The 23,476-nt window shown below is 70.5% G+C and carries 14 protein-coding genes; 3 read left to right on the top strand and 11 right to left on the bottom strand.

Going from position 1 to position 23,476, the window contains the following annotated elements; translation table 11 throughout:
• Positions 1–67: 67 nt before the first annotated feature.
• Together O7634_RS19285 and O7634_RS19280 are read left to right on the top strand one after the other, a co-directional pair.
• Positions 68–3,106 (top strand): FtsX-like permease family protein, encoded by a 3,039-nt coding sequence (locus O7634_RS19285; RefSeq protein WP_278151508.1) that lies wholly within the window; start codon positions 68–70, stop codon positions 3,104–3,106.
• Positions 3,103–4,038 carry an ATP-binding cassette domain-containing protein gene (locus O7634_RS19280; protein ID WP_278151507.1) on the top strand — a complete coding sequence of 312 codons (936 nt, stop codon included), beginning with the start codon at positions 3,103–3,105 and terminating at the stop codon, positions 4,036–4,038. The genes O7634_RS19285 and O7634_RS19280 overlap by 4 nt, the downstream gene beginning before the upstream one ends.
• A gap of 77 nt (positions 4,039–4,115) precedes the next feature.
• Here the strand turns inward: O7634_RS19280 and O7634_RS19275 are convergent, their stop codons facing one another.
• The 4 genes from O7634_RS19275 to O7634_RS19260 all read right to left on the bottom strand — a co-directional run bounded on the left by O7634_RS19275 (position 4,116) and on the right by O7634_RS19260 (position 9,345).
• Positions 4,116–5,429, bottom strand: coding sequence for a hypothetical protein (locus O7634_RS19275; RefSeq protein WP_278151506.1), 1,314 nt, complete (start codon positions 5,427–5,429; stop codon positions 4,116–4,118).
• A gap of 12 nt (positions 5,430–5,441) precedes the next feature.
• The gene (locus O7634_RS19270; RefSeq protein WP_278151505.1) at positions 5,442–6,968 is read right to left on the bottom strand and encodes an alkaline phosphatase D family protein; all 1,527 of its coding nucleotides are present in this window, start codon (positions 6,966–6,968) and stop codon (positions 5,442–5,444) included.
• A 116-nt stretch (positions 6,969–7,084) separates the two neighbouring features.
• The gene (locus O7634_RS19265) at positions 7,085–8,068 is read right to left on the bottom strand and encodes a hypothetical protein (RefSeq protein ID WP_278151504.1); all 984 of its coding nucleotides are present in this window, start codon (positions 8,066–8,068) and stop codon (positions 7,085–7,087) included.
• Positions 8,065–9,345 (bottom strand): MFS transporter, encoded by a 1,281-nt coding sequence (locus O7634_RS19260; protein ID WP_278151503.1) that lies wholly within the window; start codon positions 9,343–9,345, stop codon positions 8,065–8,067. Before O7634_RS19260 ends, O7634_RS19265 begins: the two co-directional genes overlap by 4 nt.
• A gap of 220 nt (positions 9,346–9,565) precedes the next feature.
• Between O7634_RS19260 and O7634_RS19255 the strand changes: the two genes are divergently transcribed.
• The gene (locus tag O7634_RS19255; protein ID WP_278151502.1) at positions 9,566–10,939 is read left to right on the top strand and encodes a DNRLRE domain-containing protein; all 1,374 of its coding nucleotides are present in this window, start codon (positions 9,566–9,568) and stop codon (positions 10,937–10,939) included.
• 757 nt (positions 10,940–11,696) lie between these two features.
• On the opposite strand, the gene mmsB is transcribed toward O7634_RS19255, so the two are convergent.
• From mmsB to araA, 7 genes are all read right to left on the bottom strand, one after another.
• Positions 11,697–12,947, bottom strand: a complete 1,251-nt coding sequence (gene mmsB, locus O7634_RS19250; RefSeq protein ID WP_278151501.1) for a multiple monosaccharide ABC transporter permease — start codon at positions 12,945–12,947, stop codon at positions 11,697–11,699.
• On the bottom strand, positions 12,944–14,482 hold the full coding sequence (gene mmsA / locus O7634_RS19245; protein ID WP_278151500.1) for a multiple monosaccharide ABC transporter ATP-binding protein: 1,539 nt from the start codon (positions 14,480–14,482) through the stop codon (positions 12,944–12,946). The genes mmsB and mmsA overlap by 4 nt, the downstream gene beginning before the upstream one ends.
• Positions 14,483–14,563: 81 nt before the next feature.
• A complete protein-coding gene (chvE, locus tag O7634_RS19240) occupies positions 14,564–15,706 on the bottom strand; it encodes a multiple monosaccharide ABC transporter substrate-binding protein (RefSeq protein ID WP_278151499.1) in 1,143 nt (380 codons plus the stop codon).
• A gap of 362 nt (positions 15,707–16,068) precedes the next feature.
• Complete coding sequence (locus O7634_RS19235; RefSeq protein ID WP_278151498.1) at positions 16,069–17,715, bottom strand: ricin-type beta-trefoil lectin domain protein; 1,647 nt, start codon at positions 17,713–17,715, stop codon at positions 16,069–16,071.
• A 272-nt stretch (positions 17,716–17,987) separates the two neighbouring features.
• A complete protein-coding gene (locus tag O7634_RS19230; RefSeq protein ID WP_278151497.1) occupies positions 17,988–18,974 on the bottom strand; it encodes a LacI family DNA-binding transcriptional regulator in 987 nt (328 codons plus the stop codon).
• A 403-nt stretch (positions 18,975–19,377) separates the two neighbouring features.
• Positions 19,378–21,486 (bottom strand): RICIN domain-containing protein, encoded by a 2,109-nt coding sequence (locus O7634_RS19225; RefSeq protein WP_278151496.1) that lies wholly within the window; start codon positions 21,484–21,486, stop codon positions 19,378–19,380.
• 485 nt (positions 21,487–21,971) lie between these two features.
• Positions 21,972–23,474, bottom strand: coding sequence for an L-arabinose isomerase (araA, locus tag O7634_RS19220; RefSeq protein ID WP_278151495.1), 1,503 nt, complete (start codon positions 23,472–23,474; stop codon positions 21,972–21,974).
• Between the last annotated feature and the right edge of the window lie 2 nt (positions 23,475–23,476).

Below are 23,476 nucleotides of genomic sequence, written 5' to 3'. Positions count from 1 at the left end.
ACCGGCGGATCGCGCCCGGCCCGCGCGGGGCAGTACGCTGCCGCTTCCACGGCTAGCATCGCCGTCAATGCTGACAGTCATCTGGGGCGCGCTGGTGGCCCGCCGGGCGCAGGCGCTGGTGGTGCTCCTGCTCGCGGTGCTCGCCGGTGCCGCCGCCGCGGCGGCACCGAGCTACGTCGCCGCCGCCGGTCGGGCCCTGGCCGATCGCGAACTGTCCAGCGCGAACCCCAACGAGCTCCGGGTACGACTCACCGACCCGGTCGAATATCCAGGCATGCCCAACGACCCCGGTCGAACCGTGTTCGGTGACCAGGTCAGGCGGCTCACGCCGGCCGGGTTCGAGGTCGTCCTGGGCTCGCAGAGCGGTGGCGTCGCCGCCGGCCGGGCGGGCCGGGTGACCTCGAACCTGACCTTCCGGTCGGGTGTCTGCGAGCGCGTCGCCGTGGTCGGGGCCTGCCCCCGCGCCACGTCGAAGGGCCAACCGCCCGAGGTCATGGTCAGCACGCACACCGCCGCGCGGCTGGGTGTCGCCGTCGGTGACCAGTTCACGTTCGACGGCGTACCCGTGCGGGTGACGGGTGTCTACCGACCGCTCGACGTCACCGAGCCGTTCTGGCTGGGCGCGGAGTTCATCCGGCCACCCGCCGCCGGCTCGGCCGTCACGTCGATCGCGGGCAGCGCCGAGGACGCCATCTTCACCGCCGACGCCTCCCCCCTCGTCGACGACCAGGCCATCCTCTACCGCTCCACGGCCGACCTCTACCTCACCGAGGAATTGCTGGCCTCCCGGCCCGCACCGGACCTGCTGGCCGTCGTCAACGTGGTGCAGCGCGACGGGAGCCGCGAGGGCTTCGGTGCCGGCAACAGCCTGGCCAGCCTGCTCGACCGCGTCACGCGACAGCGCGGGCAACTGGCCGACGGTGTGGCGCTGGGCGCCGGTTTGCTCGTCCTGCTCTGCTGGCTGGTGCTCTTCGTCGCGATCGGTTCGGCGGTGGACCAGCGCCGGCCGGAGCAGGGCCTGCTCCTGCTCCGCGGAGTGCAGCGCCGACGACTGTGGGCGCTGGCGATCGCCGAGCACGCCGCGCCCGTGGTGGTCGCGATCCCCCTCGGTTGCCTGGGCGGCCTGGCCGCCGCGAAGCTGCTCGCCACGCACACCCTCGCGACGGACGCCGACGTCACGATGGACGCCACAGTGATCGGGTTCGCCGCCGTCGGCGCTCTCGGCGCCCTCGCCGCCGTGCTGCTGGCCCAGGCTCGGATGATCTCCGCGCCGGTCGTCGAGCTGCTGCGTCGGGTGCCGGCGCGGGTACGAGGGTGGCGGGCGACGATCGGTGACGTCGTAGCGGTCTCCGTCGCCGTGGCCGCCGTGGTGCAGTTGCGCTCCGGCGGATCGCCCAGCGGGCTGGCGCTGGTGGCGCCGGTCGCCGGGGCGCTGGCCGCGGCGGTGCTGCTGGCCCGGCTCGCGATGATCGCCGGCGCGGCGGTGGGTGCGGCGCTGCTGGCCCGCGGCCGGACGACTGCCGGCCTGGCCCTTGTGCAGGTGGCCCGGCAACCCCGCTTCCGGCCGCTGATCGCGCTGCTCACAGTGGTGGTCGCGATGCTCGCCTTCACCGTCGCGGCGAGCGAGGTCGCCTCGGCCGCCTACCGCGACCGGGCGACTGTCGAGGTCGGCGCGCCGCGCGTGGTCGAGGTCGACGCGACATCCCGCTCACACCTGTTGACGGCCGTGCGTGCGGTTGATCCGCAAGGGGCGTTCGCGATGGCAGCGGTGGTCTCCGGCTCGCCCGACGCAGCTGGCACTCCACTGCTGGCGGTGGACTCCGAGCGGCTGGCGAGGGTGGCGGCACCGCATCCGTCCTACGGCGTGTCGCTGGCGGACATCGCCCGCACGATCCACCCGCCCACACCGGGGACACCGGTGTACCTGCGCGGGCGACAGCTCATCATGACCGTCTCCGCCGACTTCGACGCCGAGGTCTTCGCCGGCAACCGGGTCCGCCTCGCGCTCACCATCTCCGGCCGCGACGGCACCCGGGTGGTCCTGCCCCGCGACGACATCCAGCCCGGCCGCGGGGACTACGTCCTCCAGGTGCCCGAGTGCGCGCGGGAGTGCCGACTAGCCAAGATCGAAATCGTCGCTCCGGTGGTGTCCCGACAACTCAGGGTCCAGTTCGAGCAGCTGCGCGCCACGGAGGGCGACGGCGCCGCCGAGACGGTCGTGCTGACCGGGGCACACCTTGCCGACCTGCGACGCTGGCGGCTGCTCGATCCTGACGACACCTCCCTCGACACCGCGAGCGGAACGAGGGAGGGGCTGGTCCTCGATGTGTCGGAGAACCGGCGGTCGGCCCCGGCGGGCGTCGCCGTCGTCGACGCGCCCTCCCCGCTGCCGATCTACCTGACCCGGTCGAGGGGGACCACGCTGCGCGGGTTGTACGCGTACGACGGCGTCGACGGGACACCGACCAGTGGGTCGGTTCTGGGCCTGGCCGACCGCCTGCCGAGGCTCGGTGGCGCCGGGCTGATCGCCGACCTGGAGTACGCGGACCGGCTCGCCGTCGCCAGCCAGAACGGCAACGAGGAGGTCTGGTTGGCCCGTTCGGCGCCCGCCGACGTCCTCGACCGGCTGCGCGCCCAGGGTCTGGTAGTGCGGTCGGACCGGACGATCGCCCAGGTACGAGAGGGGTTCGACCGGCAGGGCGCGGCGCTGGCGCTGCGCTTCAACGTGTTCGCCGCGCTGGCCGGGGTGCTGATCGGGGCGGCCGGCATGGTGGCGACGGCTGCCGCGGAGCAGCGTGCCCGGGTGGCGATGCTGGTGGCGCTCCGCCGGCAAGGGCTCTCACCGCGTGCCGTGCGTGGTGGTTACGGGTGGCCGGTCGCGTTCGCGGCCGGGTCGGGCACCCTCGTCACAGTGGTGATCTGGCTTCTCACCCGCAGCGGGCAACGCCTGTTCAGTGACGGCCGTTCACCGGCTCCGATACCCGACTGGCCGGACGCCGGCCGGCTGCTGTTGTTCGCGGTGCCCGCGCTCACCCTGTTCGCCCTCACCGCTGTCGTGCTCGGTCGGGTCGTCGCCACCTCGGTACGCCGCCGGAGCGGTCGATGACCCTCGCGCGGCGGGAGAAGCCGGCGCCCGTCGCACACTCGTCCGGCGGAGTGGCCGTCACCTGCCACCGGCTGATCCACATCTATCCGACCGCCACCGGCGATGTCGTCGCTCTCTCCGGGGTGGACCTGGACATCGCGGCCGGCGAGATGTTGGCGCTGGTGGGTCCGTCCGGCTCGGGCAAGTCCACGCTGGTGGCGATCCTCGGCGGGCTCATGCAACCGTCCGCCGGCCGGGTGTACGTGGGCGACCACGAGCTGTCCCGGCTCTCCACAAAGGGTCTCGCTGCCCTCCGTGGAGGCACGGTCGGCACGGTGTTGCAGGGTGCCGAACGCAACCTCCTGCCGTACCTGTCGCTGTCGCGCAACGTGTGGCTGGCGCAGCGACCCGCGGCACGTCTCGCCGGACGCCGGCTCGATCCGCCGGAGGCGCTCCTGGACCTCGTCGGCCTCGCCGGCGCAGGTGCCCGGCGGGTGGGCGAGCTGTCCCCCGGGCAACGTCAGCGGGCCGCGCTGGCGCAGGGGCTCGCCGCCGGTCCGGGGCTGCTGCTGGTCGACGAGCCGACAAGCCAGCTCGACGCGTCCGGCCGGGACGAGGTGATCGCGGCTCTGACCACCGTCAATGCGGAGCGGGGCACGACGGTGGTGGTGGTGACCCACGACGACAAGGTCGGCGCTCGGCTGGGCCGAGCCGTCACCATCCGGGACGGTCGCGTCGGCGCCGAGGGGCGAAACGGCCGGGACTTCGCCGTGGTGGCCGGGGATGGCACGCTCCAGTTGCCACCCGAGACGTTCGCGGCCTTCCCGGCCGGGACGCTCTTCGAGGTCGACCACACGGACCAGTCGATCACCCTGCGCGCCTCGACGAACCCGTCGTCCCCGGCCGTCAACGACGGGGCGAGGGCCAGCGACGGGCCGGACCCGACCGCCTGAGGCCACCGCCGGGCGGTCCGGGCACGGGGCCACATCCGACCGTGCGGACGCAGCCCCGTGCTCGTCGGCAGGTCGGCTCAGTGCGTGACGCGGGCCCGGGCCTTCAGTCGGCGCAGCTCCTCGGCGGACATCAGCCAGGTGGAGTTCGTCGTGCCCAGGCCCAGAAGCACCTGGTCGAACCCGTTCCCGTCGTTGTCGTCGGTGTAGCAGACGCTCACCTCACCCCAGGGCGACGCGGCGACGGCCATGTGCTCCTGACGACCGGTGGTGGTCTGGCTCAGCGCCTGGGCCGGCAGCCGACCGGCGGACGTACCGTCCGGGTTGAGGCCACGCGCCCAGACGTCCGGGTTGGCACCCGCGACCGTCCAGCCCACCACCACGTTGTCCTGGTCGTCGATGCCGACGCTGGGTACGCCGGCACCGGTCCCGGTGGACACCGGGACCTCGTCGTGCCGGGCGGTCCCCGTCGCCGTGAACGACCGGGACCAGACGCCCCGGGCGCCGGTGTGGTCGGATTCCCAGGCGACGGTGAAGTCACCGGCGTAGTTCGCCGCGACCGAGGCGCGCTGCTGCTGCCCGCCGCCCTGTACGTTGGCCGTGCGACGGGACAGCGCCACCGCGCCGTTCTCCCGCGCCAGTCGGGTCAGACCGATGTTGTACGAGCCGTTCGCGTCGGCGTCCTCGTCCCAGACCACCAGCGCCTCGCCGGAGGCGGACACCGCCACGTCGGGGCGGTGGTGCGCGCCTGTCGTCTGCGAGGCGGTCACCTCGTACGCCTTGGTGGTGGCCGCGGTGAAGCCGGCGGCCCGGACGGTGGCCGGCGCGGTCCCCTGCACGTCCTCCCAGACCACGCTGAAACCCACGGCGGCGGCGTTGCTCGGCGCGCCGTCCGGGTCGACGGCGACCTTCGGCCAGATCTGCTGCCCGGCGTCGTCGGCGTTGGCCTGTCCCGAGCCGAGCACCGCCCCGGCGGGCGACACCACCCGGTACTGGATGTTGTAGTAGCCGTTGCCGTCGCCGTCGGCGGCCCAGACCACCACGGCGTTGCCCCGGTCGTCGAGCCCCACGTCGGGGCTGATGTGCCGCCAGGCGGCTCCGCTCGTTCCCCCGCCGGAGAGCTTCAGCTCGTACGCGGGCGTGCCGTCGCGGAACAGTCGCAGGTAGACCTCGCTGTGCGTGTCGTCCTCCGGGGCGGTGCTGTCCCGGTCGTCCTCCCACACCACCGCGACGTGACCGGCGCGGTTCATGGCGATGGCGGGCAGGTCCTGGTCGCCGGTGGCGACGCTGTTCGCCGTGGTCCAGGTGACCGCCTCGGCGGTCATCACCGTCGGTGCCAGCGCCAGGTTCGGCACCAGCAGGGACGCGGTGAGCAGTGCGGTGATCGCGGTCATGGTGGCGCTCCCCTAACCGGCCTGGAGGCCGGGCTGGCCGTCGAGGATGACGAACGAACGGATTGTGGAGGCCGCCGCGCCGTGCTCGGTCACCGAGTTCACCGCGCGGAAGTCCGCGCGGACCTGGCTGCGGCTGATCGTGGTACGGACGTAGCCGCGCCGGTCCGAGTAGAACTTCAGGTGCGGGTTGGCCGCCGCGTTCGGGACCGTGGTGCTGCCGCTGCCGTTGCCGGTCGAGCTGATCGACGTGCAGACCAGCTCGGTGCCGATGGTGGCCGAGGACGGGTTGGCGTAGTCGGCCTTGAGGTCGTTGGCCCACGACCGGTGCACGTCACCGGTGAGCACCAGCGGGTTGCGTACGCCGCGCTGCTGCCAGCCGGTCTGGATCCGGCTGCGGGAGGCCCGGTAGCCGTCCCAGGCGTCCATGCTCATCGCCCCGTTCGCGTCCAACTGCTGGGCGAAGAAGACCTGCTGGCCGAGGATGTCCCAGGTGCCGTAGCGCTGGGCCAGCCCGTCGAGCAGCCACGCCTCCTGGGTCGCGCCGGTCAGTGAACGGGACGCCAGGTCCGCGTCCGCGCAGACCTTCCAGCCGTCACCGCACGCCTGGTCGTCGCGGAACTGCCGGGTGTCGAGCATGTGGAAGGTGGCGAGCTGCCCCCACCGCACGCGCCGGTACAGCGGGATGCTGTTGCCGTTCGCCGCCGACGCGGGGCGCAGCGGCATGTTCTCGTAGTAGGCGCGGTACGCGGCGGTCCGCCGGGCGGTCCACTGCGCGGCGGTCAGCGTCGGGCTGCTGTCGTTGCGGACCATGTTGGCGTAGTTGTTCTCCACCTCGTGGTCGTCCGGCACCACCAGCCAGGGCGCCGCCGCGTGCGCCGCCTGGAGGTCCGGGTCGGACTTGTAGAGCGCGTACCGGCGGCGGTAGTCGGCCAGCGACACGATCTCGGCGCCGACGTGCTGGCGAACCCCGGAGCTGCCGACGCCGCCCTCGTAGATGTAGTCGCCGAGGTGCAGGATCAGCCCCGGGTTGTCCTCGGCCATCCGGCGGTACGCGGTGTAGTAACCGGCCTCGTAGTGGGAGCAGGAGGCGAATGCCATCACCAGGTCCCGGCCGAAGCTGCTGGGCGCCGGGGCAGTCCGGGTCCGTCCGACCGGGGAGATCTGGCCCTGGGCCCGGAACCGGTAGTAGTAGTCGGAGTCGGCGGCGAGCCCACCGGCGATGGCGTGCACGGAGTGCGCGTCGGCGTACCGGGCCACCACCGATCCGGAGGCGACCAGCGAGGCGAACCGGTCGGTGGTGGACACCTGCCACTCGACAGTCACGTCGGCGTTGGCCATGCCACCCTGCCCGTCGGCGTTGAGCGGCGAGGGCGCCAGCCGGGTCCAGAGGACCACGCTGTCCGGCGCGGGGTCACCCGACGCGACACCGAGCTTGAAGGGGTACGGCACCGCGGCGCGGGCGTTCTGGCGTGGTGTCACAGCGACACCGGCGGTCACCAGTCCACTGAGGACGAAGATGCGACGACTGAGCCTTGTCATGGTCGACAGCCTCGGCAACGTCGATGAACGGCGATGGGTGCGTCGCGGAATCGGACATGACGTGCTGTTGGCCGCGCCAAGGCGGTCAGGTGTCCTGGCCGCCCGGCACGTTCGTCTCAGCTGAGCGGGGACGGCGACTCGGCGCCGGGGATCAGCAGCGTCGGCGCCCCGGACCCGTCCGCCCTGACGCTCCAGACGTCGGGCTGACCGTCGTCCTTCCGCAGCGTGTACGCCAGCGTGCCGCCGCCCAGCCAGGCGGCCTGGTCGTCCACGCTGGCCGTCTCGGCCGTCGCCGTGACGCGCATGCTCGCCAGGTCGAGGACCGACAGCCGCCAGCCCTTCGCCGGGTCGGCGTCGATCGCCTCCTTGAACGCGATGCGGGTGCCGTCCGGGGACAGCGACGGGCACTCGACGTTCTCCTTCACCGTCTCCACCCGGCGGGCGGCGAGATCACCCCGGACCAGGTACCTCTTGCCTCCGGTGGACATGGTCGCGTAGAAGCGGTTGTCGTCCGCGGTGAAGGTGACGCCCCAGTAGTTGACATCCGGGTTGCGGTAGCCGCGGCCGTCCCGCGTGATCGCGAACTCCTCCAACGAGGCGACGGTGACGCCGTTCCTGGTGTCGATGATGCCGGTGCGGGTGGAGAACCCGCTGGAGGTGTAGGAGTCGCCGCCGACGAACGTCGTCCAGGAGACCATCCGGCCGGACGCCGAGACCCGGGCCCGGTTCGGCAGGCCCGGCACACTCACCGCCCGGGTCTCGCGCAGCGCGGCGTCCAGGACCACCACCTGGTACGACCACGCGGTCTCCGGCTTAAGGCAGACCCCGGTGCCGGCGGCGGCGTACACCCGCAGGCACTCCAGGCCGGCGACGGTGCGCGACCCGGCGGGGTCGGTCGCGGCGACGGTGGAGAGGTGCCGGTCGGTGATGGCCAGCAGGCGCGGGCCGGGCGTCAGGGTGACCGCCTGCTCGCCGGTGGCCGGCGGCGGGGTCCGCTGCGGTTGCGCCGCCGTGGCCACGTAGCCGGCGGCCACGCTGCCCAGCAGCACTGTCGCGGCGGTCACCACGCCGAGCTTCGCTCGGGTCGACATCGCGGTCATCGGGGAACCTTCCGGGTGGTGGATCGGATGGGCGGAGCCAGCAGGAGCACCGTGCCGGCCAGGACGGCGGCCACGGCCACCGCCGCCGCCCGGACCGCGTTCTCCGGGCCCCACACCTGCCAGGCGAGACCGAACAGGACCGACGAGACGAGGTACGCCAGCGCCTGCCCGGTCTGCACCAGCGCGATGCCGGTGGTGCGCAGCCGCGCCGGCAGCACCGGGCCGGCGAGCGCGATGAGCACGCCGTCGGTGGCCGCGTAGAACGCGCCGTACAGCGTCAGGGTCAGCGCGATCAGCGGCAGGCCGTCGACCGGCCCGGCCAGCAGCAGGTACGTCAGTCCCAGAGCGGTGTAGCCGCCGACCACGACGGGCAGCCGGCCGATCCGGTCGGCCAGTACGCCGAGCGGGGCGGCGAGCAGCAGGTAGGCGAGACTGGTCCCCACCGCGAGCAGGGGGAACCAGCGCAGACCGAGGTCTTCGCGGCGTTGCAGCAGCAGGTAGACGAACCCGTCGCCGATGGTGGCCAACCCGAGCAGCGCCGCGGCGAGCACCAGCCGGCGGGCCGGGGCGGCGCGGAACAGGCCGAACGCCTCGCGGACGCTCACCGTCGGCTCGCCGCCGCCGTCGGCCGGCTCCTCCGGGGTACGTTCCCGAACGAACAGCACGAGCACCACGACGGCCAGCGCGGCGACGCAGAAACTGGTGACGAAGACCGCGTCGTACGACTGGCCGACGACGAGCAGGACCGCGAACGCCGCGAGCGGACCGAGGAACGCGCCGACGCTGTCCATCGCCCGATGCACCCCGAACGCCCGGCCCAGCGCCTCCGGTGGGGTGGAGAGCGTGATCAGCGCGTCGCGCGGCGCGCTGCGGATCCCCTTGCCGAGCCGGTCGACGGCGATGACGGCGCCGATCGCCGGCACCGACCGGCCGGCGAGCAGCAGGCCGAGTTTCGCGACCGCCGAGAGCGCGTAGCCGACGCCGGCGACCAGCTTGCGCCGCCGGAACCGGTCGGCGAGGAACCCACCGACGACGCGCAGCAGGGCCGTCGCGCCGGTGTGCACCCCGTCGAGCAGCCCGAAGGCCACCGGGCTGAGGTGCAGGCCCAGCACCAGGTAGAGCGGCAGCACCGCGGCCACCATCTCGGCCGAGACGTCGGTGATCAGACTGACCGTGCCGAGCGCGACGACGTTGCCGCTGACCAGCGCGAACCGTCGCCCTCGCCGCGCGGGTCCGGGTGGGTCGTCGGCCGGTCGGGAGACGGTCGACAGGTACACGCGCATCTCCTCCGGTCGGTAGCTGACGGTCAGCCATCGTGGCGACCGGGCGCGGGGGCGGCAAGGGCTCGTCGGGGTCCGGCAGGCGTGCGGCGGGTGAACATCCGACAAACATCGAGATGTTTGACTGTCTGAGCGTACTGTTCATGTGGCAGTGGCCCACCGGACCGTCGACTCTCCTACATTCCTTGCGCTCTTCCCGCGATGTAAGGAGTCCTGGATGGACATTCGATCCCCCCGTCGGTCGGTGACGCTGGGAGTGGCCACTGTGGTCCTCGGCGCGACCGCCCTCGTCGTGACCGGCGCCGGCGTGGCGTCGGCGGCGAGCGTGACGTTCACGCCCGTCGCCGACACCTACGTGCAGAACGACACCGCCGCCACCAACTACGGCACGGCCACCCAGTTCGTCGTCGACAACTCACCGGTACGCCGCTCGTTCCTGCGCTTCACAGTGAGCAATGTCAGCGGCACTGTCACCAGCGCGAAGTTGCGGCTGCGCACGATCAGCGGCAACAGCGGCAGCGACGCCGGTGGCACGTTCCGCCGGATGTCCAACACGACGTGGTCGGAGACCGGGACCACCTGGAACAACCAGCCGGCCATCGACGGCGCCACGCTCGGCACGATCGGCGCGGTCAGCGGCAACACCTGGTACGAGATCGACGTCACCTCGGCCGTCACGGGCAACGGCACGTACAGCTTCGGTGCCACCTCGGCCAGCGGCGACGGCGCGTACTACGACACCCGCGAGTCCGGCGCGGACGCCCCGCAGCTGGTGGTCACCACCGGCACCACCACGCCGCCCACCGGGGACCCGGTGCTCGTCGGCGCCGGCGACATCGCCGACTCCGGCTCCGGGGACAGCGCCACCGCGGCGCTGCTCGACAACATCTCCGGCACGGTCTTCACCACCGGTGACAACGTCTACGACAGCGGCACCGCGTCGCAGTTCGCCAGCTACTACGAGCCCACCTGGGGTCGGCACAAGAGCCGCACCCGCCCGTCGCCGGGCAACCACGACTACAACACGTCCGGCGCGACCGGCTACTACAACTACTTCGGTACGAACGCCGGCCCGAGCGGGCGGGGCTACTACTCGTACGACCTCGGCAACTGGCACGTCGTGTCGTTGAACTCGAACATCAGCATGTCGGCCGGCTCGGCGCAGGAGCAGTGGCTGCGCGCCGACCTGGCCGCCAGCAGCAAGCCGTGCACCATCGCGTACTGGCACCACCCGCTGTTCACGTCCAGCTCCAACCACGCGCCGTCGACGTCGACCCGACCGCTCTACCAGGCGCTCTACGACTACAACGCCGACGTCGTGGTCTGGGGGCACAACCACGTGTACGAGCGGTTCGCGCCGATGAACCCGTCCGGTGGCGCCGACTCCAGCCGGGGTCTGCGCAGCTTCGTGGCCGGCATGGGCGGCGCCAGCCACTACGGCTTCGGCACCATCCAGCCCAACAGCGAGGCGCGCAACAGCTCGGCCTGGGGCGTACTGAAGTTCACCCTGCACTCCGGCAGCTACGACTGGCAGTTCGTGCCGGTCGCCGGGCAGAGCTACACCGACAGCGGCACCGGCAACTGCCACTGACCGACGAGACCGCCGGACGGCCGGACCGACCGGCCGACGGCGGGGGCAGGTCCGGGAGCCGCGCCCTGTAGAGCTGCCCCGGATATGGGGCAGCACGGCGGAGCGTGAGCACCGGCCACCCCGGCCCACGGCCACCCCGGCCCACGGCCACCCCGGCCCACGGCCCACGGCCCACGGCAGATCTTGGCCAGGTCCGTCCTTTCCGGACAGGCCTGGCCAAGATCTCCGGTTGGCCCTGCTGACGAGGCGACCGGCGACGCGCAGTCGTGGTAGTGGCACAACGCCGCGGCAGGCACAACGCCGCGGCAGGCACAACGTCGTCGCGGGCACGGAGTCGCGCCGCGCCCCGTCTCCGGGGCAGCTCTACAGCACCGCACGAGCTGACGAGGCGACCGGCCGCGCCCAGTCATGGCAGTGGCACAACGTCGCGGCAGGCACAACGTTGCGGCAGGCACAACGTCGCCGCGGGCACGCAGTCGCACCGCGCCCCGTCTCCGGGGCAGCTCTACAGCACCGCACGAGACGAGGCCCATCCAGCAGTGGGACAGCGCCAACGGCGCCGGCACTTCCGTATCCGCTGGGCTCCTCGGCGGCGGCCTCGGCGCCCACGCCCCATATCCGGGGCAGCTCTACAGCGCCGCGACGGATGAAGTCCGACCCTGGCGAGGGGAGGTGGCCGGCGGCGCGAGCACGGCCGAGAAGCACGCGCGCCCCTGCCCGCGGACGGGCAGGGGCGCGCGTGGGTGCTGTCGAGCCGTCAGCGGGCCGTGCCGGCCCGGCGCTTGTTGTAGACGTCGAAGGCGACAGCGACGAGCAGCACCAGGCCCTTCACCACCGACTGCGTCGACTGGTCGATGCCCATCAGCTGCATGCCGTTGCTCATCACCGCCATGATCAGACCACCGACCATCGCGCCCACCACGGTGCCGACACCGCCGGTGACCGCCGCGCCGCCGATGAAGGCCGCGGCGATCGCGTCCAACTCGAACATGTTGCCGGCCGCGGGCTGTGCGCCGTTGGACCGCGACGAGTAGATGACGCCAGCCACCGCCGCCAGGAAGCCCATGTTGACGAACATCCAGAAGTTGACGGTGCGCACCTTCACCCCGGACAGCGCCGCCGCCGACAGGTTGCCGCCGATCGCGTAGACCTGACGACCGAAGACGGTACGCCGGGTGAGCAGGCCGTAGACCAGCACCAGGAACGCCAGGATGATCAACACGATCGGCAGACCGCGGGCGTGCGCCAACTGCCAGGCGAAGTACATGATGACCGAACCGACCACCACGACCCGGGCGACGAACAGCGGGAACGACTCCACAGGCTGCTGGTAGCGGATCCGCGCCACCCGGGTGCGGAACCCACTCACCGCGTACCCGGCGACGGCGATCGCGCCGATCAGCAACGTGAAGGCGTCGAACCCGTTGCCACCGAGCAGGCCGTTGAGGAAGCCCGCGGCGACCTTCTGGTACTCGGCGGGGAACGGCGACAGCGAGATGTTGTCGAGCACCCGGAGGGTGAGACCCCGGAACAGCAGCATGCCGGCCAGGGTCACGATGAAGGCCGGGATGCCCGCGTACGCCACCCAGAAGCCGTGCCACGCTCCGACCGCGATGCCCACGGCCAGCGCAGCCAGCACGCCGATCCACCACGGGTGACCCTGCTGGATCACCAGGACCGCGGAGACCGCTCCGGTCAACGCGACCACCGACCCGACCGACAGGTCGATGTGCCCACCGATGATCAGGATGACCATGCCGATCGCCAGCACCAGGATGTACGAGTACTGGAGCACGATGTTGGTGATGTTGCCGGGGCTCAGCAGCACCCCGTCGGTCAGCACCGCGAAGAGCGCGACGATGACGACCAGGGCGACGTAGATGCCGCTCTGTCGCAGGTTGTTCAACACCAGCGCCCGCAGGTCGCTCGTCCCGCTGTGCAGGGCGGCGGCGGGTGTGCTCTCCGGTGGCGTCGGACGCTCCGTCGAAGGGGTCTTGATGCTGGTCATCCGACGAGCTCCTTGTCCTTTGTCATCAGCTCCATGAGGCTCTCCTGAGTCGCCTCGGCCACCGGCATCTCACCGGTGATCCGGCCCGCGGCGAGGGTGTAGACGCGGTCGCACATCCCGAGCAGCTCCGGCAGCTCGGAGGAGATGACGATCACCGCCTTGCCGGCGGCCACCAACCGATTGATGATCGTGTAGATTTCGTACTTGGCACCGACGTCGATGCCCCGGGTGGGTTCGTCGAGGATCAGCACGTCCGGGTCGGTGAACAGCCACTTGGACAGCACGACCTTCTGCTGGTTGCCGCCGGAGAGCTTGCCGACCACCGCCATGACGCTGGGCGTGCGGATGTTCATCTCCTGGCGGCTCGCCTCGGCGACCTTGATCTCCTCGTTGCCGTTCACCCAGCCGAGCCGGGACAGCCGGTCCAACGCGGCGGCGGACACGTTGCGCCGTACGTCGTCGATGAGGTTGAGGCCGTACCGTTTGCGGTCCTCGGTGACGTAGGCGATGCCGTTGTCGATGGCCTCGGCCACGGTGCGCGCCTGCACCTCGCGTCCCTTGACGAAGAGTCGGCCCTTGATGTCGCGCCCGTAGGACCGACCGAACACGCTCATCGCCAGCTCGGTACGCCCGGCGCCCATCAGACCCGCGATGCCGACGACCTCACCGGCGCGGACGTTCAGGTTGACGCCCTCGACGACCATCCGCTCCTGGACCGGGTGCCGCACCGTCCAGTCCTCGATCCGGAGGACCTCCTCGCCGGGCGACGACTCGCGGTCGGGGTAGAAGCTGTCCAGGTCGCGGCCGACCATGCCCCTGATGATCCGCTGCTGGGTCACCTGCTCGGAACGCATGTCGAGGGTCTCGACCGAGCGCCCGTCCCGGATGACGGTGGTGGAGTCGGCGATGGCGGTGATCTCGTTGAGCTTGTGCGAGATCATGATGCAGGTGATGCCCTGCTCCTTGAGGTTGCGCAGCAGGTCGAGCAGGTGGGCCGAGTCGATGTCGTTGAGCGCGGCGGTCGGCTCGTCCAGGATCAGCAGGCGCACCTTCTTCGACAGCGCCTTGGCGATCTCCACCAGTTGCTGCTTGCCGACACCGAGCTGGATGACCGGGGTCACCGGGTTCTCGTGCAGCCCGACCGACGCGAGCAGCTTGTCGGCTTCGGCGTTGGCCAGGTTCCAGTCGATGAGCCCGCTGCGGCCGCGCCGCTCGTTGCCCAGGAAGATGTTCTCCGCGATCGACAGGTACGGCACCAGGGCGAGTTCCTGGTGGATGATGACGATGCCGTTGGCCTCGCTGTCCCGGATACCCCGGAACTGCACCGGCTTGCCGTCGAAGAGGATCTCGCCGTCGTACGAGCCGGACGGGTGGACGCCGGACAGCACCTTCATCAGGGTGGACTTGCCGGCGCCGTTCTCCCCGCAGATCGCGTGGATCTCCCCGCGACGCACGGCGAGGCTGACGTCCTCCAGCGCGGTCACGCCGGGGAAGGTCTTGGTGATGCGACGCATCTCGAGGATGGTGTCATCCATTGTCACTGTCCTCCGGTGAGGTCTGGACGTCCTCCGCCCAGACGTCGGGCCCGGCGGTGACCGCCGGGCCCGACGATTGGCTTACTTCTTGGCCTGACCGGCGGCGACCTCTTCCGCCGTCCAGTAGCCGGAGTCGATCAGCGCGGTCTTGATGTCGTCCTTGTAGACCGTGACGATCGGCAGCAGGTAGGACGGAACGACCTTGACGCCGTTGTTGTACGTCTGCGTGTCGTTGGCCTGCGGCTGCTTCTTCTGCAGGAACGCCTCGGCGGCGTTCACGGCCTGCTCGGCCAGCAGACGGGTGTCCTTGAAGACGGTGCAGGTCTGCACCCCGTCGTTGATCAGCTTGATCGACGCGATCTCGGCGTCCTGGCCGGTCACCGCCGGGAGCTTCTTGGCCGCGGTGCCGTAGCCGGCGTTCTGCAGGGCGGTGATGATGCCCCGGGAGATGCCGTCGTACGGGGAGAGCACGCCGTCGACCTTCGAGCCGTCGTTGTAGCTGGAGGTCAGCAGGTCCTCCATGCGCTTCTGCGCCGTCTCCTGCTGCCAGCGCAGGGTGGCCACCTGCTCGATGGTGGTCTGCTTGGACTTCACCCGCAGCGTGCCGTTCTCGATGAACGGCTTCAGCGTGTCCATCGCGCCGCCGAAGAAGAACTGGGTGTTGTTGTCGTCCAGCGAACCCGCGAACAGCTCGATGTTGAACGGGCCCTTCGCCGTGCCCTTCGAACCGTCCTTGTTCTGCAGGCCGAGGCCGACGAGCAGGCCGGTGGCCTGGGCGACGCCGACCTTGTAGTTGTCGAAGCTGACGTAGAAGTCGACGTTCTTGCTGCCGCGGATGAGCCGGTCGTAGGAGATGACCGGGATCTTCGCGTCAGCGGCAGCCTGCAACTGGCTGCTGAGCGCGGTGCCGTCGATCGCCGCGATGACCAGGACGTCCGCGCCCCGGGTGATCATCTGGTCGACCTGCTGCGACTGGGTGGGGATGTCGTCGCCGGCGTACTGGAGGTCGACCTTGTAGCCCTTCGCCTCCAGCTTCGACTTCACCGCGTTGCCGTCGGCGATCCACCGCTCGGACGTCTGGGTCGGCATCGACACGCCGATGGTCAGGTCGCCGGGCTTGTCACTGCCGGTGTCACCACCGCCACCCGCGCCCTCACCACTGCACGCCGTCAGGCTCAACGCCAGTGCCGCGGTGCTGAGAGCAACCAGGAATCTCCTGCCCACGGGGTTCTCCTCTCTTGGACTCCCCCGCCGACTGCCGGGGCCAACTGTCATCTTTCGGGTAGTGTTAGCGCTCACATAGATTGCGTCAACACCTGGCCGGAAATACCGGTGTCACGGTCTCGTAACGGAGCATCCAGGCGAGCGTAGTCATGTGGTCGATCCGCCGGAAGGGCGGAACATGACGACTCTGCATCATCGCGGCGACGCCCGACAGACCACCCCGGCGGATCGGTCGCCGGACCGACCGGCGCCCGACGACCCGGCGCCGGACAGACCGATGCCCGCGGACGACGGCGTGTCGTCCGCGGGCACCAGCGTTCAGATCGGCTGCCGCGACCCGGTCGGGCGCGACGCCCGATCGGCTACCGCCGCGACCAGCGCTGGTTGGCCGCGCCCGTGCAGGTCCAGAGGATCACCGTGGTGCCGTTGGCCGTGGCGTTGTTGTTCACGTCCAGGCAGAGCCCGGTCTGCACGTTACTGATCGTGCCGTTGGTGTTGCTGGTCCACCGCTGGTTGGCCCCGCCGTTGCAGTCCCAGAGCTGCACCTTGGACCCGGCCGTGGCGTTCGTCGGCGCGTCCAGGCACTTGCCGAGCGACTGCAGGGCCTGACCGTTGGCGGTCCAGTTCTGGTTGGCGGCGCCGTTGCAGTCCCAGATCACCGGCTGGGTGCCGTTGGCGGTGTTGCTCTGCGGCACATCCAGGCAGCGGCCGGAGGAGGCGCTGACGAGGGCGCTCGACGTGGTCGGCGGCGGGGTGGTCGTTCCACCACCACTGACCCGGTAGACCACCGTGCCGTGCCCGGGGACGCTGGCGCTGATGGTCCCGGTGCTGGAGCTGGTGGTGCCGGTCCACGCCTCCACGAGGGTGAACGACGAGCCGGACTTGCCGATGGCGGCGGCCGTGGTGGAGATCGTCGTCGTCGAGGAGCCCTGGTTGAACAGCGCGACGGCGACGTCACCGTTGGCGAGCCGCTTGGCCAGCACCCGGCGCGTGCCGTCGAACGACACCTGCGTCCCCTGCAACCCGAGGGAGTCCTGGTTGATGGCGATCAGGTTGGCGTTGTTGAGGATGGTCCGCGTCGCGGCGGTCATGTTGCGGATGTCGTTGCCGGCGATCAGCGGCGACGCCATGATCGACCACATCGCGAAGTGGCTGCGCATCTCCGTGTCGTTCATTCCGCCGTTGCCGACCTCCATCATGTCCGGGTCGTTGAACCCACCCGGACGCGCGTACGAGGCCAACGGCACCGTCACGTTGATGATGTTCTGGATACCCATCGGGTAGCCGTTGGTCTGGCCGGTGTCCCAGGCGTTGGTGATGTCCTCGGTGGTCCGCCACATGTTGGCCACGTCGCCCCAGTTGCGCTGCGGGCCGGTCTTGGCGTGGATGCTGTTCGGGTTGATGCTGTAGACGATCGGTCGGCCGGTGGCGGCCAGCGCGTCGCGCATCTTGGCGAAGGTGGTCACCTGGTCGTTGATGCTGCCCTCCGGCGAGCACCAGTCGTACTTCAGGAAGTCCACTCCCCAGGCGGCGAACTGCCGGGCGTCCTGGACCTCGTGGCCCCGGCTGCCGGTCGCGCCCGGGTAGGCGCCGAAGTACTGGGCGCAGGTCTTGTCGACGGGCACCTGGTAGAGACCGAACTTGAGGTTGCGGGCATGCAGGTAGTCGCCGAGCGCCTTCATTCCGCTGGGGAACCGGGTCGGGTCGCCCTGGAGGTTGCCCGAGCTGTCCCGGTTGGGGTTGAACCAGCAGTCGTCGACGACGACGTACTGGTAGCCCGCATCGCGCATCCCACTGCTGACGATCGCGTCAGCCATCGTCCGGATCAGCGACTCGTTGATGTTGCAGCCGAACGTGTTCCACGAATTCCACCCCATCGGGGGAGTGCGCGCCACGCCGTTGTCCAGCGCCTGGGCGGCGGGGGCACGCAGGCCGACCAGGGCGCCGGCCAGCAGCAGTCCCGCCGCCAGCACACTGCCCCATCGTCGACCTCGGGTGATGCGGTTCATCGAGCCTCCTCGTCGGTGGCGCCCGCCCGTGTTGAGGATCGCCGGTCAGCGGACTGATAGCCGGACGCCAATCTTTGTTAGCGTTAACAGCGACGCCAGTCATGTTACGGCGACATTTCACGAGGTTCAATACCTTCCCGCATCGGCATCATCAATAATCGATGCGTGAGGTGCCAGGTCCGATCGACGCACGTCTTATGCACAAGACTTCGTGACATTGACGCCTACGGATAGCTACCACCGCGTCGCCCAGCGTCGGCGCCGCGCCGTCGTCAGTGCCGCGGCGGGCCGACGCTCTCGCGGGCGACCAGGGCCGGCGCGATCGTCTGCCGCAGCGCTCCACCGGTGCCCGACTCGATCTGGGTCAGCAGCATCTGCAGGCTCGCGCGTGCCACCGCGTCGAAGTCCGGCCGCACAGTGGTCAGCGGAGGGATGAAGTATGCCGCCTCCGGCACGTCGTCGAAGCCGACGACGCTGATGTCGCCCGGCACCCGCCGGCCGAACTCGTGCAACGCCCGCAGCACGCCCAGCGCGAGGTGGTCGTTGGCGGTGAAGACGGCGGTGACCTCCGGCATCCGTGCCAACATCTGCCCCGACCGGTAGCCCGAGGCGGCGGACCAGTCCCCCGGCATCGGCGGTGGCGGTTCCAGTCCGGCGGCCAGCAGCGCCTGCCGCCAGCCGTCGATCCGCCCCACGCTGTCGAACCAGTCGGACGGCCCGGAGACGTGCCACACGGTGCGGTGGCCCGCGTCGAGCAGATGTTGGGTGGCCGCTCGCGCGCCCGCCACCTGGTCGACGGTCACCAACGGCACCGGCCCGCTCGGGTCACCGTCGACAGTGACCAGCGGGACGTCCTGCGGCAGGCGGGCCAACGCCTCACCCGCCGACTCGACCGGCGCGATGACCACGATGCCGGCGACCCGGTGCGACAGGTGCCGCTCGACGGCTGCCGAGATGGAACGGTGGTCGAGGTTGCGCACACTGCCGACGCTGACCGCGAAGCCCTCCTCGGCGGCGGTCTGCTCCAGCGCGGCGAGCAGCGAGGCCGGGCCGTAGAGCGTCGTGTTCTGCGCGACCACACCGATGACCTGCGATCGACCGGTCACCAACGCGCGTGCCGCGCCGTTGGGGCGGTAGCCGAGTTCGGCGATCGCCGCCCGCACCCGCAGCCGGGTCTGCTCACGGACGTTGGGGTGCCCGTTGAGCACCCGCGACACGGTTTGATGGGAGACACCGGCGAGACGGGCGACGTCCGTCATCGCGGGACCGTGGACGGCCATTTCGCTCCCCCCGCTACGTGTCCGGCCCGCGGCCCGGTCGACGTTGACTGGAGCGGCCCGGCCCGGTCCCCTCGCTCAGTCACCACGCCGGTGCTGAATCCCAGGTGACCAGCGCTGGATCGCCGACAGTCTACGCCAGCAAGCGCCCCGGACATGGCACCGCGTTGCCCGGACTGTGCGACGTGCCGGAGTCCTGCGACACAGTTCCCGCCGGGAGCGCCGGTCGTCCGACTTACGGCCGCGCCAACGCCGGCCTGCCCCACGCTCCTGGACAGAGCGTCGGGCAGGCCGGCGAGGACGGCTGCCGGTGGCGCGGGCACACCACCACGTCAGGTGTACGGCGCCCGCGCCACCGGTCACTACGACAGCGTTGTGACAGGCGTCACGGTGTGGTCAGATCGAATCTCCGCACGGTGACCGCGCCACCGAGCGCCTGGGTGGCGTGGTTGAAGATGGCGAAGCGGTAGCCCATGAAGAACTGCCAGTTGTTCGCCAGCGTCAGGGCGTTCCCGAACGAGGTGAAGTTGACACCGTCGGTGCTGTACGAGAAACGGGCCTGCCGTCCGGACCCCGGTCTGATGTCGGCGTTGGCGCGCAACCAGATCCGGCCACCGGAGACGGCGGTGCTCGCCACCTCGCTGCCGGTGCTGGTGGTGTTCCAACTACCGTCCATCGTCAGGCCGTTCTGCATGACCAGCCGGGTGGTGCCGTTGTCGCGCCGGACGCCGATCCAGGCCGACGAGTTGCGCAGCACCGCCAGGCCGGTGCGGTCGCCGTCGCGCATGGTGGAGTAGTCCAACTCGATGGTGGCCGTCGAGGTGGGGCCCTGAATGCGGTGGGTCAGGGTGTTGCGCGCCTTGTACAGGTCGCCGGTGACGGTGGCGGTCTGCAGGTTCAGGCCGTTGTTGACCGAGAACCTGCTGGTGTCCGGGTTGTGGTTCCACTCCCACTGCGGGCCCAGCGTGGTGCCGGCGAAGGTGTCCGTGCCGATGAGCGGCTTGACCGCCCGGGGCGGCGCGGGCAGGTTCGGCTTCGGGTAGCTGTCGCCCCACCTGCCGTTGACCGTCTGCAGCACCGGCCAACCGTCGCCGGTCCAGGTGATCGGCGCCAGGGCCGGCATCCGGCCGCCGGGGTACGCGTCGACGAAGGACATGTAGTACCAGTCGCCGTTCTGGGTCTGCACCAGGCCGCCCTGGTGTGGCACACCACCGCCGGAGATCGGGCCGGGCAGGTCGAGCAGGACCTGCCGCTGCTCGTACGGACCGAACGGGCCGTTCGTCGACTTCAGCACGTACTGGCCGTTGGCCGGGCGGGTGAGCCAGATGTAGTAGGCGCCGTTGCGCTTGTAGAACCGGGCACCTTCCAGCGTGCCGATGCTCGACGGCGTCTGGTACACCTGCTGGGCGCGGACCTGGGACTTCCCGTCTGCGGAGAGCTGGGCGACGCTGATGGTGCCGTTGCCGTACGCGATGTACGGGGTGTCGTTGTCGTCGAACAGCAGGCCGGCGTCGTAGTAGCAGTTGGGGATGGTGGTGTGCTTGCTCCAGGCGCCGTCGACGGCGGACGCGGTGTAGATGTGCGTCTGCGCGAAGTCGATGCACCCGGCCCAGTAGTACTGCCTGTTGCTCGGCCGGTAGTTCAGCGTCGACGCCCAGATCCCGTCGACGTACGCGTTGCTACCACCACTCATGTCGTACTTCGAGCCGAAGTCCAGGCGCGGTACGGCGTGCCCGGCGAACTCCCAGTTGACCAGGTCGTAGGAGCGCAGCACCGGCGCGCCGGGCGAGTAGTGCATGGTGGACGACGTCAGGTAGTAGACGTTGTCGACCCGGATGATGTCGACGTCGGCGAAGTCCTGCCAGATCGCCGGGTTCGTGAAGGTGCCGTTCGACGGGGGTGGCGTGGTGGGCGGCGTGCTCCCGTCGACGCGGACGAGCTGCCACTGCTGGTTGGCGCCGTTCCAGTCGTCGTACTGCACGATGTTGCCACCGTCGGCGGTCGAGGCGCCCTGCACCTCCATCACCCGGTTGCTGTTCCGGTTGATCAGCCGAACGTAACCACCGTCCGAGTCCGCCAACCGGAACTGCTGGTTGGTGCCGTTGTTGTCCGACCACTGCACGATCGCCGCGCCGTTGGCGGTCGCACGCTGGTAGACGTCGAGCACCTTGCCCGACAGCCGCGACTTCAACCGGTAGTACCCACCACCGGAGTCGACGAACTGCCACTGCTGCTGGTTGCCGTTGTTCCGGGTCCACTGCGTGATCCGGGCACCATCGTTGGTAGCCAGGTTGTACACGTCCAGAGCCTTGCCGCTGTTGCGGTTGACCAACACGTACCACGCGTTGGTGTCCACGGTCGCCGCCGAGGCCGGCGACGGGGCGACAGCGGCGAGGGCCGCGCCGATCACCACCGCCACCACCGCCGCGCCGAGTACTGACAATCTCCCGCGCCGGCGTGGCGCTCCGCGCGGAACCCGTCCAGTGGAAAACATGATCCTCCTTCGCTGGCCTGAGGCGCCGGACGTGCTCAGCCGGCCGCCGCATCGCTGGTCGGCACACCGCCGGACCGATGATGTGATCGCTAACAGCAACCTGCGCCCGGACCCGGAGATCGTTCGACCTCGACGGGGAGGCACGCGGATCAGAGCCGGCGCGGCGCAGGAATCGAACCCTATTGATGCTTACTGTTATCGATAACAAGACCGTAGTCAAGCCGAAACATCGGTCGGCGGCCGCGCGGGCGACCGCGGCGCCGGTAGGCGCGAGGCAGGACACGACGGGGATGACCCGGCAGGGACAACCAGGTGACGAGGCAGGACACGACGGGGGTCGGAAACTCGTGATCCACTCGGCTTCCTTGACAGCGCGGTATGCGGCGGGCACGGAAGGCCCGACGTCAAGGAAGCCGAGTGGATCACGGCCCAGGGCGTGAGCGACCCGGGCCGACGGGCCCGAGTCGATCACTGTCGGAGGATCGTCAGAAGCCGCGGGCCAGCCGGTGGTAGGCCTGGTTCCAGCGCAACTCGTCGGCGAAGCGGCGAGGCTCCGTCTTGGCGTCGATGACCACCAGCTCGGTACGGCTCATCTCGGCCAGGTCGTGCAGCTCCTCCACGCCCACCGCCTGCGAGAGCACCGTGTGGTGCGGTGCGCCGGCGGTGATCCACGCCTCGGCCGACACCGGCAGGTCGGGGCGCGGACGCCAGACCGCCCGGGCCACCGGCAGCCGGCGCAGCGGCTGCGGCGGGGCGACCACGTCGATCTCGTTGGCGACGAGGCGGAAGCGCTCCCCCATGTCGGCCAGCCCCAGCACGACCGCCGGGCCGGGCGCGGCGTCGAACACCAGCCGGACCGGGTCCTCCCGGCCGCCGATGCTGAGCGGGTGGATCTCCACGTTGGGTACGTCGGACGCGATGGTCGGGCAGACCTCGAGCATGTGGGCGCCGAGCACCAACTCCTCGCCCGGGGTGAGGTCGTAGGTGTAGTCCTCCATGAACGACGTGCCGCCGTCCACGCCCACCGCCATCGACTTGATGGTGTGCACCAGGACGGAGGTCTTCCAGTCGCCCTCGCCACCGAAGCCGTAGCCGTCGGCCATCAGCCGCTGCACGGCGATGCCCGGCAGCTGGCGCAGCCCGCCGAGGTCCTCGAAGTTCGTGGTGAACGCCCGGAACCCGCCGGCGTCCAGGAACGCCCGCAGGCCCAGCTCCAGGCGCGCGGCGTAGCGCAGCGAGTCGTGCCGCTCGCCCCCGGAGGCCAGCTCGCCGACGACGCGGTAGGTGTCCTCGTACTCCTTGACCAGGTCGTCCACCTGCGCGTCGGTGACCTCGCCGACCACCTCGACCAGGTCGTTGACGCCGTAGGTGTTCACCGACACCCCGAAGCGCAGCTCCGCCTCGACCTTGTCGCCCTCGGTCACCGCGACGTCGCGCATGTTGTCACCGAAGCGGGCCAGCCGCAGCGACCGCATCGCCGACCAACCCAGCGCGGCGCGCGCCCAGGCGCCGACCCGAGCGGCGACCCGCGGGTCGCTGACGTGGCCGGCCACCGTCTTGCGGGCAACGCCGAGGCGGGTCTGGATGTACCCGAACTCGCGGTCGCCGTGGGCGGCCTGGTTCAGGTTCATGAAGTCCATGTCGATGTCGTTCCACGGCAGCAGAACGTTGGACTGAGTGTGCAGGTGCAGCAGCGGCGTCTGCAGCGCGTCCAGGCCGGAGATCCACATCTTCGCCGGTGAGAACGTGTGCATCCAGGCGATGACCCCGATCGCGCCCTGGGCGGCGGCGTCCCGGCAGACCTGCAGGATCTCGCCGCTGTTGGTCAGGACGGGCTTCCAGACCACGCGGGCGGGAATCTGCGGTGAGTCGTCGAGCGCGGCCGCGATCTGACGGGACTGCTCGGCCACCTGGCGGAGCGTCTCCTCGCCGTACATGCCTTGGCTGCCGGTGAGGAACCAGATCTCGGGTGCGGTGTGTGGTGCCATGG

Source organism: Micromonospora sp. WMMD1120, from assembly GCF_029626235.1.
Classification (GTDB): Bacteria; Actinomycetota; Actinomycetes; order Mycobacteriales; family Micromonosporaceae; genus Micromonospora.
This window is presented reverse-complemented; position numbering and strand designations above follow the sequence as displayed.